Source organism: Labilithrix luteola (genome assembly GCF_001263205.1).
Taxonomy (GTDB): Bacteria; Myxococcota_A; Polyangia; order Polyangiales; family Polyangiaceae; genus Labilithrix; species Labilithrix luteola.
The window spans coordinates 7,458,882-7,473,864 of the sequence record NZ_CP012333.1; the positions used below are offsets into that span (position 1 = coordinate 7,458,882).

Sequence of the window (14,983 nt, forward strand, 5' to 3'; positions counted from 1 at the left end):
GGAAGGTCGGAAGGATTTTTTTATCGCCCCGCGTAACGCGCCAATCTCCGCTTGCTGGGCAATTGAATTGCGCCAATGCCGAGGCGGTGTCGCGCGATTGGTCGGCTCTCTCCGCCCCAAAAACTTCCGCCCTTCCGCCCTTCTGTGAAAAATCTCAGGTCGGATTCATCGGTGTCAGACGGCTGTCTGCTTATCCGAACGGCAGTGAACCTCGACGTCAAGAGGGCCGATCCTCGCACGGGACGAGGAGGATGAAGCGGGTACCCTTGCCCGGCGCAGATTCCACCAAGAGCTCCCCGCCGTGTGCCGAGGCGATGCTCTTCGCGAGATACAGACCCAAGCCAAGGCCTCCCCGACTCGCGTTGCCGCTGACGAATCGTTCGAAGATGCGCGGCAGGAGCTCGTGGGAATGCCCGGTCCTTCGTCGACGACGTCGATGCGGCCCCAGGATCCTCCCTCGTGTGCCTGCTTGCTGACGTTGACCGTCACGGGCGCATCACAAGGAGAGTGTTTGAGCGCGTTCGAGAGAAGGTTGTCGATGCACTGGCGAAGTCGCGTTTCGTCGGCATACGCGAGCAGCTCTTCGCAAGCGTGCAAGGCGATCGGACGTTGGGGTGTGGAGAGCACCTGCACGGCATCCTGAACGAGGGCGCGCAGGTCGATGGGTTGGGGAGCGATCTCGAAGAGGCCCTCGTCGATCCGAGCGACGTCGAGAAGGCTCGAGATCAAGTTGCCGAGACGATCGAGGGCTTTCAACGCCCGTTCGACGTCGTGGGTGTCGTCGTCGCGATGCTCTTGCGCCGACCGCCGACCCACGAGGTTGAGTCGCATCACGATGGGAGACAGGTAGTTTCGAAGGTCGTGAGCGAGGACGGTGAGGAGCTCTTCGGCGGCCGCGCGGCGTCCTTGTTCCGCGGCATTTTTGCCGATGGCTTCGACGAGCTCGGCCCGATGAGCGACGAGCCCGATCCATCGCGCAATGCTCTCCGCGAAGCGGACGTCGTTCTTGGTGAAGAGCTCGGGTTTGAGCGATGCAATCATCAGAACGCCGCGCCGAACTCCGCCTACGTCGAGCGGGACTCCGAGCTGCGAGCGGATCGCGAGCGTCTCCCTTATCCCTACGAGCTCGTCCGTGTGAGTCTCGAGGTGCCCCGTCCAAAGGCGCTTTCCCGTTTCGAAAATTTGCGGGACGTGGCCGCCGTTGGCGATCGGCAGGACATCGAGGCCTGCCTTTCGCTCGCGCAACGACAGAGGTTGACTGCTGGTTCCCAGCGCGACGAGCGACGCGCGCGACGCGTCGTAGAGGAAGACGTCGACTTTGTCCGCACCGAGCGCGTTCGCCGTGAGGTCGCATGCGTTGGAGAGCGCCGTCTCGAGATTGGCGGCCGGAATCTCGAGCAAGCTCTCGAGGGTCTCGAGGGCTCGCGCGGACGCATCGGGAACCGACTCAGCCGCCATGGACGCTCCTTCGTCCGCAAACCATGACCGTCTGCGGTTCTCCGACCGAGCGTGCAATCGCCGATCCCGCACGCGTCACCGCTGGACCGGCTCACCTGCAGACGTCGCAACGTCTGCCCTTACGCTCTCGTGGAGCGCGGCCACGAGGTCGACGTGAGAGGTGTGCGTCGTCGTGCGCGCTGCGCGCCAATGTCGAATTCGCGCCTGATTCGAGGCTGGTCAATCGAACGACCATTCGCCATCGCGCGCAAGCTGTTGCCGTTCCCACCTCGGAAGAACGAGAATCCAGCCACGCCTTCTTCGGCATTCGGTCATGCAGCCCCCATCGACAAGCGAGCGAATTGGTCAGTTGTTGGCAGGACGGTATCGCGTCTCGTCACTCATCGGAGTTGGACGGGCAGGCGTCGTGTACCTCGCGCAGCACGAGTTGATGCAGAAGCGTGTCGCCGTGAAGCTGCTTCACGCCGACCTCGCCGACGATACGGAAGCCGTCGCGCGATTCCGCCGAGAAGCGGAGGCCTCGTCGCACCTCGAGCATCCCAACGTGGTCGCGGCGACGGACTTCGGGCGGACCGACGATGGCCAGTACTTCCTGGTCATGGACTACGTCGAGGGCACGCTCTTGCGGGCGGCGCTCGCTCCGGGCCCGCTCTCGACGACACGTGCGCTGCGAATCGCGCGTCAGATCGCGCTCGCACTCGGGCGGGCGCACAGGGCGGGGATCGTGCATCGGGATATCAAGCCCGAGAACATCATGCTCGTTCGTCGCGACGACGATCCCGAGGTCGTCAAAGTGCTCGACTTCGGCATTGCTCGCGTCGAGGCCGACAGCGCTCCTGATTCGTCGAGCCAGCCGCTCACGCGCGCGGGCTCGGTGCTCGGCACGCCGGAATACATGTCGCCGGAGCAAGCCGTCGGCGAAGCCGCGACGGCGGCCTCGGACTTGTATGCCCTCGGCATCGTCCTCTACGAGATGCTCGCCGGTGTGCGCCCGTTCGACGGCGATGCGTCGACGATGATGACGATGCATCTCGTCGGTCAGGTTCCGACGATGGCCGAGCGTGCGCCCAGTGCGCGGGTTCCGCCGGCGATCGAGGCGTTCGTTCATGGAATGCTCGAAAAGGACCGCGCCGCGCGTCCGGCGAGCGCCGAGGCGGTCGTGGAGGCCATCGACGAGCTCGCTCGCGCCCACGTGCGGGCACCAGCGCCCGAGAAGGCGGTCGCCACCGCCCACACAGGACCCACGGTGGGTGCGCTCGCCGAATTTCTTCGGTTCGCGAAGAACCGAAGCCGCGAGCTCACCATCGGAGGCCTTGCGATCGTGGCGGCTCTCGTCGGCGCACTCGTGGTGACTCACTTCGTTCGCGCAGCTCGCACGCAACCGAGCGGCCTGGTCGCGAACGCCGCGCGTGCGGCGACGAGTGCATCACCGGACGCCATTCATCGGGCTGCCGTGCTCGGAATTCCTGCGCTCGAAGATCTCTCGCACACGTACCCCGAAGACGTTGCGATTCTTCGCGAGCTCGCCTTCGCGTACGACGGTGCGGGACGACCCTCGGATGCATTGCGTGTGGTCGAGCGCGCGGCGAATGGCGCCAAGGGCCCGATGCCTCGCGATCTGGTTCGTATCATCGTCCGCGCCGCCTCGAAGTTCGACAGCTCGGACGAAGCGTTCCGACTTCTCGAAGGCCCCCTCGGGCAAGACGGGGTCGAGGCCCTGCTCGAGCTTTCGTCGGACACGTCGACGACCGCCGAGACGCGCGAGCGCGCCTCACGCAGCCTGACCAAGCCGAGCGTTCGCAAGAACGCATCCGAGTCAACGGGCTTTCTTCTCGATCTGAAGGCAGCGACGAGTTGCGAAAGTCGACGGCAGCTTCTCGGGCGAGGTGTCGACCTCGCCGACGCTCGCGCACTTCCGGCGCTTCGTGCGCTCAGGAACACCCATGGGTGTGGACGGCACGGAACCGACGACTGTCACAAGTGCCTTCGCAGTGATCCCAGCCTGGAACGTGCCATCCGTGCGGCCGGTGCGCGAGCTGCCCAGTGAAGCTCTGTTACAAAACGACATGATCGAAGGTCGATCGACTCGCGCTAGAATCGACCCGTACCTGCCATGAGCGCTGCCATTCCGAACCCGAGCGAAGTCCCGAGCGTCGACCGCGTGGGTCAGCTCATTTCGGGGCGCTATCGCGTCTTATCGCTGATCGGCGAGGGCGGCATGGGCGCGGTGTACCTCGCCGAGCACACCCATATGCGCAAGCGCTTCGCCCTGAAGCTGCTCCACGCGCAGATGGCGGACAACGAAGAGGTGCTCGCTCGGTTCCGGCGCGAAGCGGAAGCGGCAGCTCACGTCGAGCACCCGAACATCATCGCCGCAACGGACTTCGGCCAGACCGACGACGGGGCGTTCTTCCTCGTTCTCGAGTACGTCGATGGAACCACGCTTCGCGACAAGCTCGAGAAGGGGCCGTTCCCGGCCGCGCGAGCGCTGCACGTCGCCCGCCAGATGGCCTTCGCGCTCGAGCGCGCGCACGACGCAGGCATCGTGCATCGCGACCTCAAGCCCGAGAACGTGATGCTCGTCGCGAAGGGGAGCGATCCCGACTTCGTGAAGGTTCTCGACTTCGGCGTTGCGCGTTTCGATCCGCCCTCGGGCGCGAGCGCGCAGTTCCTCACGCAGGTCGGAACCGTCATGGGAACGCCCTCGTACATGGCGCCGGAGCAGGCCGTTGGTGATCGCGTCAACCATCGCGCCGACTTCTATGCGCTCGGCTGCGTGCTCTACGAACTGCTCACCGGGGTCGTGCCCTTCAGCGGTGACGTGCTCGAGCTCCTGACGAAACACATCACCGCCCCCGTGCCGCCCATGAGCGAGCGCGCGCCCGGCGTCGTGGTCCCGCCGCCGGTCGAAGCGGTCGTGCGAAAGCTGCTCGAGAAAGACGCGAACGATCGCTATCCGACGGCGCGCGCCCTCATCGAGGCGATCGATCTCGCTGCGACCGAGAGTGGGCTCGACGTGCCCTGGGGCATGCCGAAGAGCGATCGTGCGAGCGTCGTGCACCCGGCGGCGGTCAATCCGGCGGCGGTCGTGGCGTTCGCTGCCACGCGCCTCGAGGCATCGGGCGCGAGGGCGATGTCGCCCACGGCTCCCCCCGTTGCGCCGCGAAGTGCGTTGCTGGCTCAGCCGACCGCGTTCGTCGACCGAATCGCGCTCTATCGCGACAAGGCGGTGACCGCGCTGCGACCCGTGGTGGCGCAGGCCGATGCGGGCATCGAGATGCTCGCGGCGCGCGTGAAGCTACCGAAGGTGGCCGTGCTCGCCATCGTGGGCGGCGTGTGGGGCCTCAGCGTCCTCACCATCGTCGTCGTGCTCGCGACGCGTGGCTCTCACAAGCCGTCCGAAGGCACGGTGGCCAAGATCCTGAGCGTGAGCACCACGGCTTCGGCCGAAGAGGTTCGAGCCGCGGCGACCAAGGGGCCGGCTGCGCTCGAAGAGCTCGCGGCGAAGTACCCGAAGGACGCGGCCGTCACGCGCGAGCTCGCGTTCGCGTACGATGCGGCAGGTCGTGGCTCCGACGCGCTTCGCGTCGTGCGTCTCATGGCCGAAGCGGATCCGAAGGGCGTTCCCCGCGAGCTTCTCCGCGTGGTCCTTCGCGCCGCGTCGAAGCTCGAGACGGCCGACGAGGCGTTCCGCTTGCTCGAAGGACCGCTCGGTCCGGACGGCGTCGATGCGCTCATCGAGCTGTCGGAGAGCAAAGACGTTCCGTCGTCGACGTCATCGCGCGCGCAGCGGAGCCTCGTGAAGGCGAGCGTGAAGGCGAACGCATCGCCTGCTTCCGCCTTCCTCATCGACCTCGAGAAGGCCACCACCTGCGAAGATCGGCACGACGTCCTTCTCAGCGCCGGCAGGCAAGCCGACGCGCGAGCGCTCACGGCTCTGCGCGAGCTCGAGACGAAGCACGGATGCGGTCGTCGTCGCCGGTACGACTGCAATCCGTGCTTGCGGAAGGACGATTCACTGGCTCGTGCGATCGACGCGGCGCAGTCGGGGCACTGACCGCGCCGCCTCGCTCGAGCGCTAGTAGATGTCGGGCAGCGGCTGGGTCACGAGCTTGCGATGGGCCATGCCGCCCGGGTACGCGTAGCTCGCGGCGAAGCCCCAACCCCAGATCGTGGCCGTGAAGGGGCCATCGCTCTTCATGTTCTGCAGGCCGCTCTGGCAGGTCTTGTCGCCGAAGGTTTGGCCCGGGCCGTGGTCCTTGATCAGGTCGACGCGCGTCCATTCGTAGTCACCGCGCGTCCCCATCGGCTTGAAGTCCGTCAGGGCGCCGGCGCACTCGAGCCACACGTCTTTGAACTCGCCGTGGCTCTTCGCGCGGACGACGACGAGCGAGGTCTGGTCGTACGACGGGTCGGCATAGAAGCTGTACGCGTTCAGGTACTGCCCGGCCGGCACGACGTTGACGAACTCCGGATCGCCCCATCCCGCCTGGTTGGGCGAGCCGTAGTAGCCGCCGCTGAAGCCCGTCATGAGGGCTCCAACGTAGATCGGGTGGTCGACGTCCTGCGTGCGCACCACGAACGCTTCGCCGACGCCGGCCGGGAACGTTGCAACCTCGCCCGCGTTCAGCACCGTCGGCGCGCCGACCGGGATGGCGGGATCGTAGTCGAGCCGCGTGCCGTCACGCGCGGCCACGATGCGATACGGCATGGTCTCTCGCTCGTCTCCGATCCTCGGTCGGTAGCCGACCGAAGCGTATTCGGAGCCCCACTGCTCGTAGGCGGGGACCTGTTGCCAGAGGACGTCGCACGCACCGGCGCTGGAGGGGACGTCCGCGCAGCCGTGCCCCGAGAAGACCGTCGTGGGCTTGTTCGACGTGATGATGCTTCCGGTGAGGTCGTCGAACTGGCTGAGCTGGAGGAACTTGCCCGCCCCCAGCGTGAACTTCGCCGGGACCTTCGGCGCCCCGCCCTTGATGGTCGGCCCGTTCTGGATGGCCTTCGTCGGGAGGATCGTCACCTGAGTGTCGTCTTCGGCCGCCACGATCTGGGTGTTGGGGTCACCGGGGACGACGGCCTCCCATGAACCGACCACGACGTGTTGCTTCGCCCACGTCACCACGGGAAGGACGAGCGTTGCCGTGGGGAAGTAGCTGGCCGCGCCGCCGAACGGATACATCGCGACGAGGGAGACTGGCATCGTCGTCTTCAAGTGGAACGACGAGCCGATTCCCGACCCGTTCAGCGCGCCGGCACGCAGCATCGCAGGGACCACGCCCTTGGGGCACGCGATCGGATTCTGCCTGCTGATCGGCACGGCGGGATCGTGATCGGAGACGAAGACGACGACGCTCTCACCGGGACCGAGCGGACCGGTATGCGAGATCAGCGTCGCATCGCCAGGGTTCGTGCGGAAGACGGCCTTGGAGACGTCGAGTGCCTTCCCTTCGAGGTCGAGTGTGAAATCCATCGGCTGCGTCGACGTGTTGACGACGAACGCGGCGTAACAGGAGTCCGAATAGAGATCCCTCGTGGCCGGCGTCTGGAAATAGAACTCACAGCCGTTCGAGCTCTGATCGGCCGCGGCGGCGGCGCATGGCTCCTGACACTTGGCGGCGCCGCAAGCCTTGTTGGCATCACATGTTTCGATGACCTCGCCCGAGCACGATCGAATGATCGAGCGACCATCGAGCGAGCACTGGAATGGACAGGCGGCGGCGTCGACCTCACCGAGAGGCGAGGCGGCGTCGAAACCGGCCTGCGATTCCTCGAAGCCGCCTTTGTCATGTCCGCACGCGCCGACGGTCACCGCGAAGGCGGAAAAAAGCGTCAAACCAACGATCGACAACGTCGCCTTGTTCGAAATACGACGGCTCATGGGAGCTTCACCTCTGCCGGAACGAAATTCCTCCCCCGATTCTCACCGTTGCCGAGCTGGCCGTTGTAATTGCTGCCCCAGCAATAGACCTTGCCGCTGGTGAGGAGTGCACACGTCGTGTTGGGCGTGGTCTTGATTCGGGCGACAGGGCCCGGCAAGCCGACGACCTTCGTGGCGTCGTAGGCGTGATCCTGCGTGCCGTCTCCGGCCTGGCCGCTGTCGTTTGCGCCCCAGCAATACGCCTTTCCCGATATCCCAACTGCGCACCAGCGATAGGGATGGACCTCACTGTCGATGAGGTAGGTATGCGTCGTAGCGATGTCGGTGATGGGCTCAGGGGCGATGACCGGTTCGGGGACCGCACGGTCGAGCCCAGAGCCGCCCCATTGCTTTTGCTGCACCCGCGCGCCCCAGCAGTAGCCGCGGCCGCCTGCGGTTGCGCACGCATTGTCGTAGACGAGATCGGTCGCCTTGATTCCCTCGATGGGAACCTTCTGCGGATAGGGGTCGGGGAAGATCGGCGACAGTCGCCCAATGGGGGGATTGGCTCCCCACGTGGTCAGCGAACCGTCGTCACGAAGAACGAAGGTGGCGAGACCGACGGAGATGGCTTCGATCTTTCCGCCCGGAGGAAGCGCAATCGACTTCGGTTGGCCCGTCGGACCTGGCGTGTCCGTGAGCGGCTGCAGCTGTCCGTTCGCGTTGCTACCCCAGCAGAGCAGCCCGTCACTCACGGCAGCGCAGGCTGTCGCGTAGCTCGTGCCGATCTTCGTGGCCGGGGGGATGTCGAGCTTCACGGGCGAGCGCGCCGCCAGCGGAGCCCCCGCGTCGGGCTGCAGGAAGGGGCCGGTGCCCCAGCACCACACCGCGCCGTTCTTGTCGACGGCGCACGTGTGATCGAGCGAGACCACGTCGGTGAGGCCCGTGACACGTGCCGCATTGGCGCTGTCGACCGTCGGCGCGTCGTCGCCACGCCCGAGCTGGCCTGCGCCGTTCGCGCCCCAGCAGGCCACGGTGCCGTCGCTGAGCAACGCACAGAAGCCCTCGCTCCGATCGTCGATGTTCGCGCCGAGCGTCGTGACGAGGGCCGTCACGCACGGCGTGGATTCGCACACGACCGGCAGCGCCGCGGCGTCGACCAGGCCGGCGTCGCGTTCGGTCGCCACGTCCGGCTTCGAGCCGTCCGTGACGGCCGTGGCGTCGGCTCCGGCATCCACCGATTGGGACGATTCCGAAGGCTCGTCACTGCTCGAGCAGCTCGCCGTCGCGACGCCCACCCCGAGGCAGGTAGCGAGGAGGGAGACGGCGAAGAGCGCACTCGACGTGCTCCGATCAAGGCGTCGTCTTGTGAAGTGCATAGCGAGGTCCGATGGCCCAGATGTTGGTGTTGGAGGTGCCTCGCACCCGATAGAACGGTCGATCGAGAGGAGCGCCTTCGACCGCAGTGGTGGAGACGGTGTACGTGGACGCATCCGCCTCATTCTGGTCGGCGTCGTGTGCGGTCAGGATGCCGAGCCCGAATCCCCAGCGTGCGGGGTCCGTGGGCACGTGCATGACGAGGCCCCAGCCGCTCACCCACGTGTCGGCTCCGTTCACCCAGACCGAGTTCACCAAGCCTGGGACGAACGCACGCGGCACGTTCACCACCACCTGGTTCACGGCCGCGGTGGGGGGATCGTTCGTGCTGACGTAGGCGAAGAACTTCCCGTGGAAGATCCCGACGGCAGCGCCCGGCCCGGCGGACTCGATACTCGTGAGGTAGCCGCCGTTCGTCCACGGGAGCGTGAAGACGCCGTAGGGTGGGAAAGAGATGCTCAAATTGAACCCGAGCGACCCGGCTTTCGGGTGACAAGCGTCGGCGTTGTACTGCTGCTTGTCGGCATCGTTGATGTCGTTGTCGAGGACGCGTGCGTATCCATCGGGGGTCTTGTGAATCACCATGGGGCACGCGAACGCGCCGGTGTCGCCGTAGCGACCACGCCCAACGGCGAACCACACGTCGTCCTTGCTCGAGCCGCTCGCGCCGAAGACGTAGAAGACGTCGTCGGGATGCGCGTCGTCCGTGAGGACGTAGTCGGGAACCCACGACGAGGTGCCGCTTCCGTCGGTCTGCAAACGGAAGATCGTATTCGCGTACCAGGCGTACACGTCGGAACTGCCGGGGGCGCCCCACACGCCGAGGGCCGTCGTCGTGACGGGATACGCCAGATTCATGTCCATGTAATTCGCGACACCGGGATCGTGCTTCGGATTGGTGTCGAGGCTGTTGCTCGGGAGCCGCGTGCGTTCCCAGGTAAACGGCGTTCCGGGAGCCGAGCGCTTGCCGTGATAGAGGAGCGAAGGCGCAACTCCGTAGTAGACTTCGTTCTCGTTCGGCGCCCAGAGCTTTCCCGCGTATTGCCCGAATCCGTACTCGTTCTGGGTATTGTCGTCGACGTAAGCCCATTTCGCGTCGGCGTCGTTCCACTCGAGGACCTTGACGCCGAGGGTCAGGCTCTCCGCGATCGCGAAGGCGCGCGTCTCGAAAGGCCAGATGTCGCGGAGCGTGAGGTCGACGTCGGGGAGCGCCGTCGTGCACCATCCGGCGTCGCTGCACTCGGGGCCCGTGTGGCCGCTGTCTTTCGGAGTCGTTCCGCCGCCGTCGTTGGTCGGGCTGACGATTCCGGTGTCGGGGACGGCAGTCGAGCCGGCGTCGTCGGCCGCCTGCGGCTGCGGCTCCTCTTGGGACGTCGCGCAGGCCGCGGCCGCCGCAAGCGCCAGCGACGCTGACGCAAAGGCAAAGATCCTTTTCATGGTTTCCCTCCGAGTGCCAAGACGACGCCCATTCCTCCGACCCAGACGTGTCCTGGCCCTGGTGACCAAACGGAATAGAGATCAGGCCGGCGCGAACCGAGTCCCGCGATTTTCACGCGCGACCAGCTCGTGCCGTCGTAGTGGAGAACGACGCCGGCATTCCCAACGGCCCACACGTCGGTCGGGGAGGCGCCCCATACGCCGTTGAGATTCTCCGTTGTCGGAACATTGGTCTCGGTGTTCCACTGCAGATCGTTGCCCGTGTAGTGGCGAATGGTCCCGGAGCCGCCGACCGCCCAGGCGTCCGTGTCCGAAGCGGCCCACACGCCAGTGAGCCCGGTCCACGTCTGCGTGTTGAGAGGGCTCGCGGTGGGGTGATCTCCGTCGGCGCCGGAAATGCGAACCGCTGCTCCGACGTCGCCGACGGCGAACAACGCGCTCGCCGACGCTCCGTGGATGCTTCGCATTTTCTGGCAGGGGATCGAGGAGCACACCGACGCTGCGATTCCCGGTTGGACTTCGAGTGAGGAGTTCGTGCCGAGGCGAAGTCGCCAAAGATCGGTGCTCGTGCCGAACCAGATGGCGTTCGCGCCCGGGGCAGCCCAGCCGGCGGTGAGCTCGCGACCGAAGCCCGAAGGAATCGTGGGCGTCGGCCGGCGTGACCAGCCTCCCGGCGAAACTCCCGCGTCGGCGATACCGTCGAAGTCGAGGCCGTGGCTGTAAATTCGATCGAAGGTTCCAATCGTGAATTCACCCGAGGGCGCGAGCCAGAAGGCGTGCTGGGCGGCCTGCGTTCCGGTGTCGGAGACGGTCCACGCCGTGCCGTCGAAGTGGGCGACGGTTCCGACAGTGCCGGCGATCCAGAGGTCGGACGCCGAGCGCCCGGCGATCACGTTGACGCGTGTTCGCCAATCGAGGCCCACGGTGGGGTCTTTCGGATCGAAGGGGCCGTTCGGGCAGAGAGCGTCGGCCGTGCATTCGGCCGGGAAATACTCGCAGTCCACCGCGCAGGGAGCCGCGTCGACGTCGCTCCCCGCATCTTGTGTCGTTGCATCGGGGGTCGGAACCACCGCGGCGTCGGCCTCGAGGGGGGCGCTGCTCTCGTCGGCCGCGCACGCGGCGAGCAGTGAGGTCGCGATTCCCGCACTCGAAACGGCGCCGGCGGCGAGGAGAAGGAATCTGGCTCGTGTCGTCTTCATCGCGCGAGCTCCCCGGCGTCCTGGTCGCAAGGCTCGACCACGCATCGACCCGCGACACACGCCTGACCGGCGACGGCGTCGCAAACCTGACCGCACCCGCCGCAATTGTGTGGGTCGCTGTTGGTGTTCACTTCGCACCCGTCCGATTGGCTGTTGTTGCAATCGGCCTGGCCCTCGCGACATCGCATTTCGCACGAGCCGAAGTTGCATGTGCGCGGAGTGCCATTGAGATAGCTGCAGTAGGCGCCGCAGGCTCCACAATTGGCGTAGTCGGTCGTCAGGTCGACACAGCTTCCGAAGCAGACGTCACCCTCGCAGTGGTTCTGGCAGTACGTCAGGCCCGTCGGACACGCGCACATCGGCTGCGACGTGGCGCTGTCGATCCGGCACGCGGTGCCGGCCGGACACACAACTCCACAAGAACCGCAGTTGTCGTCCGCGACGATCGACGTTTCGCAGCCGTTCTCGACGTTACCGTCACAATTGGCAAATCGGCCGGTGCATTTGAGAGCGCCACACTTGCCGTCTCCGCATCCGTATTTGGCGTTCGCCAATGCGGGCTTGCCGCCGTTCGTCGGGTCGCACTGCGTCCCGCACGCACCGCAGTTCGTGTCGTCCGCCTTGAGGTCGTAGCACTGGCCGCTCGCATCGCAGCTCGCCTTGCCGTCCGGACAGCCGCAGTCCGTGGGGCTGTTGCCCCATTGGCCCTGGTACACGCAGCGCTTGTCGGGGTCTTTGCACTCTTTCCCGCACGCACCGCAGTTCTTGTCGTCGACGGGAGAGATCTCACAGCCGTTGTCGACGATCCCGTCGCAATCGAGGTGCTTTTCGCACGCCATCTTGCATGCGCCGTTGTCGCACGAGAACTTCTCGTTCAGACCCGGCGGGCACGTGGAGCCGCAGGCACCGCAGTTGTTGACGTCCGAGAGCAAGTTCACGTCGCACGGGAAGAGCGACGTCGGGCAGGTCGTCCAGCCTGGAGGACACTTGTTCGAGGGGCAGTAGTTGACGAAGTCGCTCGCGTCAGCGTCGCCGCCGGCGTCTTCGGTGACGAAGACGGGCGGAGGCTGGTTGTCGATCGCGACGCCCAGGCGATCCTGCGCGGTCGAACATCCCCATGCAAGGGCCAGTGAGATCGTCATCAGGGCGATGCCCAGACGAGGATGAGAAGGACGGTCGCTTCGAAGCCGACTGCGCATGTTCATCATGCAGCTCCGACGTCATCCTTATGAAACAATCGACACAAAGTGCCGATACACTACCTATTCAGGTCGCCGATGACTTGTCGTACGCGACGAACGTGAGGCGACGACGGATAGCGCTCTTCGAAGGCGTGAGCGCGAGCACGCGCAGCGTCGTTGCGACCGAGCTTGGCGAGTGCCTCGATGGCGATGCGCTCGCGTTCCTGGGCGAGCGTGCCGGACGCACAACGCTGCTCGTGCTCACGGGTCATCGCGAGCGCACCGGCGGCGTCACCCGCGCGGAGCTTCGTGTCGGCCGCATCGATGAGCTCGACCTCGTTGCATCGCGCGAGGCTCGTCGCGGGCGCCGACGCAGGGACAGGTACGCGCTGAGTGTGCACGTCGGGGAGCGAGTCCACCGAAATGGCCGGCGCGGCTTCGACCGGGGCGGCTGCACGCTCCGGCGCGGGCTCGGGGCGCTCGGTTCGAACCGTCGTGGTCGTTGTCGTAGGCGCCACGGCCGCGCCACTGTTCGAGCGCGTCACGACGACCGTGGCCGTGACGAGGGCGATCGCGACCACGGAGGCCGAGGCCCACGGCATCCAGCGAACGGGCGAGGGAGGCTTGTCGCCGAGCATCGGGCCGAGGCGGCTGGCGAGCTCGTCCATCTTGCCAAGGGGCGGCGACGCGCGACGCGCCGTTCGAAGGACGGTGCCCAGGAACTCCGCATCGGCGGACGGGGGATCGCGCAACTCCGAGAGGCGGATGGGGTCTCGACTCATTTGAATTCCTTCCGCATGCGATAGCGGCGGACACCGGCCTCGACGGCTTCGCGCGCGGCGCGGAGCCTGGAGTAGGCCGTCTGCAGGGGGATCTCGAGGGACTGAGCGACCTCGTTCATCGTCAGCTCCTCGAGCTCGAACAGGACGAAGATGGCGCGCTTGTCGTCGTCGAGGTCGTCCAGGATCGTGTTGACGATGGCGCGGGCCTGCTGCTCGCTGAGGTGCTCGGCAGGGGTTCTCGGGTCGACGGGCTCGGGCAGCTGGTCGGAGGCCACCTCCCGCGCCGCACCACGTCGGCTCCGGAACCGGCGGGCGAGGCGCACGCAGATGCCGTAGACCCAAGCCCGCAGCGAGCCGCGGTCCTCGTAGCTGGGTAGCTTCCGGTGGATGACGACGAAGACTTCCTGGAAGGCGTCGTCGACGTCGGCCGCGTGCACGCCGAGGCTCCGGAGCACGGTGTAGACGTAGGGGCCGTGCTCTCGGAAGATCGCCGCGATGTCGGGAGGTCCGCTCACGTGGAGCCGAACCCCCGATTCATCGGACGCAAGGCTGGGAATGGATAACGCCCGCACTGGACCATATGCAGGCCACCGACCCCGATTATTACAAAATCGTGAGTAGGCCGCTCACCCCAACGAATCCGACGAACCTTCCGGTCGAATAGAAGAGCTGCTGCTGGCCCGTGGTCGTCTCGTAGTAGAGCTCGCGGCGGAGGGGGAGGACGACGAGCCCAAGGTCGAGGCGTAGGGCGCCCGGGCGTTGGTCTAGCTCGAGCGCGAGCGCTCCGAGTGGGCCGGCGAGGGGCCGCCAGGCATCCTTGCGCTCTCGGACGCCGGAGGTGGTGGGGATGATGGCTCCCCAGAAGACCCCGCCACACGCGTCGAGCGTGAGTCGGGACGTCGGGAGGAGAGGAACGCACGCGCGGAGCTGTTGGTCGATCGCGGAGAAGGTTCCGCGGACCGAACCATCGCGCAGCGTTTGGGGGAGGGAATAGCCGCCTGACCACTCGAAGCCGATGCGGGATCGCGTTGCTTCGAGTCGCGCCGCTGCGCGCACGGACACGCTGGGCGACGGCAGCAGCCCGATCGCGCCTGCGATGCCTGCGCCGAGCGAGAGCTCGAACGTCGGGAGCGGGCGCGGTGCCGGTTTGGATCGAAGCTTTCGGCGTCGAGGTGCTCCCGTCATGGCGGGCTCGGGCTCGATCGGTTCTTCTTCCGCTTCTTCCGGCGGCGGCGCAGGTTCGGACGTGGTCTCCGGCTGCCGCGGTCGCGCTCCTTCCGGTTCGATGAAGAGCGCCACGACGATCGTGGCCGTTCGAAGCAAGCTCGCGCAGGTGTCGGCATCGAGCTCCCGCGCGCCGAGGACGATGCCTCCACGATCTCTTTGGGTCAGGCGTGCTCGAAACCGACCGCTCGCTCGTGACTCTTCGCCTTCGATGAGGATGTCGGCGTGCTCGCGATCGGTGAAGGGATTGCGCTCGAGCTTCTTTTCCACGCCGCGACGGACGGCAGCCTCGGTCAGGCACGCCGGCACTCCAGGCTTGGACCGCCACGAGAGGGCGAACGTGGCGTCGGCCCGCGCTTCCGGGCAGCCCATGAGCCACGCCAAGCCGAGGGAGAGGGCGCCAGCGGCAATGCGCATCCGAGAGCGCGTTGCAGCACGGCGTCGGCACACGCCGCGATCCTATCCTAG

The 14,983-nt window shown here is 66.4% G+C and carries 11 protein-coding genes; 2 read left to right on the forward strand and 9 right to left on the reverse strand.

Annotated features, from left to right (window positions below; all coding sequences use genetic code 11):
- Positions 1 to 174 precede the first annotated feature (174 nt).
- Complete coding sequence (locus AKJ09_RS32395; RefSeq protein WP_275936658.1) at positions 175 to 1,458, reverse strand: GAF domain-containing sensor histidine kinase; 1,284 nt, start codon at positions 1,456 to 1,458, stop codon at positions 175 to 177.
- Between the two features lie 313 nt (positions 1,459 to 1,771).
- Between AKJ09_RS32395 and AKJ09_RS32400 the strand changes: the two genes are divergently transcribed.
- Both AKJ09_RS32400 and AKJ09_RS32405 read left to right on the forward strand, forming a co-directional pair.
- On the forward strand, positions 1,772 to 3,505 hold the full coding sequence (locus AKJ09_RS32400; RefSeq protein WP_146651726.1) for a serine/threonine-protein kinase: 1,734 nt from the start codon (positions 1,772 to 1,774) through the stop codon (positions 3,503 to 3,505).
- A 66-nt stretch (positions 3,506 to 3,571) separates the two neighbouring features.
- Positions 3,572 to 5,515: a serine/threonine protein kinase gene (locus AKJ09_RS32405; RefSeq protein ID WP_146651727.1), complete on the forward strand. Its 1,944-nt coding sequence runs from the start codon at positions 3,572 to 3,574 to the stop codon at positions 5,513 to 5,515.
- Positions 5,516 to 5,536: 21 nt separating this feature from the next.
- On the opposite strand, the gene AKJ09_RS32410 is transcribed toward AKJ09_RS32405, so the two are convergent.
- The 8 genes from AKJ09_RS32410 to AKJ09_RS32445 form a co-directional block, all read right to left on the reverse strand.
- Complete coding sequence (locus AKJ09_RS32410) at positions 5,537 to 7,336, reverse strand: IgGFc-binding protein (protein WP_146651728.1); 1,800 nt, start codon at positions 7,334 to 7,336, stop codon at positions 5,537 to 5,539.
- Entirely contained in the window at positions 7,333 to 8,613 is a 1,281-nt protein-coding gene (locus AKJ09_RS32415; RefSeq protein WP_205633867.1) for an RCC1 domain-containing protein, read from the reverse strand. Before AKJ09_RS32415 ends, AKJ09_RS32410 begins: the two co-directional genes overlap by 4 nt.
- A gap of 55 nt (positions 8,614 to 8,668) precedes the next feature.
- Complete coding sequence (locus tag AKJ09_RS32420; RefSeq protein ID WP_146651729.1) at positions 8,669 to 10,129, reverse strand: hypothetical protein; 1,461 nt, start codon at positions 10,127 to 10,129, stop codon at positions 8,669 to 8,671.
- Positions 10,126 to 11,328 (reverse strand): beta propeller repeat protein, encoded by a 1,203-nt coding sequence (locus AKJ09_RS32425; protein ID WP_146651730.1) that lies wholly within the window; start codon positions 11,326 to 11,328, stop codon positions 10,126 to 10,128. The genes AKJ09_RS32420 and AKJ09_RS32425 overlap by 4 nt, the downstream gene beginning before the upstream one ends.
- Positions 11,325 to 12,470 carry a hypothetical protein gene (locus AKJ09_RS32430; RefSeq protein ID WP_146651731.1) on the reverse strand — a complete coding sequence of 382 codons (1,146 nt, stop codon included), beginning with the start codon at positions 12,468 to 12,470 and terminating at the stop codon, positions 11,325 to 11,327. Before AKJ09_RS32430 ends, AKJ09_RS32425 begins: the two co-directional genes overlap by 4 nt.
- Positions 12,471 to 12,586: 116 nt before the next feature.
- Positions 12,587 to 13,291 carry a hypothetical protein gene (locus AKJ09_RS32435; RefSeq protein WP_146651732.1) on the reverse strand — a complete coding sequence of 235 codons (705 nt, stop codon included), beginning with the start codon at positions 13,289 to 13,291 and terminating at the stop codon, positions 12,587 to 12,589.
- Positions 13,288 to 13,806 carry an RNA polymerase sigma factor gene (locus AKJ09_RS32440; RefSeq protein WP_240488660.1) on the reverse strand — a complete coding sequence of 173 codons (519 nt, stop codon included), beginning with the start codon at positions 13,804 to 13,806 and terminating at the stop codon, positions 13,288 to 13,290. Before AKJ09_RS32440 ends, AKJ09_RS32435 begins: the two co-directional genes overlap by 4 nt.
- 88 nt (positions 13,807 to 13,894) lie before the next feature.
- Entirely contained in the window at positions 13,895 to 14,932 is a 1,038-nt protein-coding gene (locus tag AKJ09_RS32445) for a hypothetical protein (RefSeq protein WP_146651733.1), read from the reverse strand.
- Between the last annotated feature and the right edge of the window lie 51 nt (positions 14,933 to 14,983).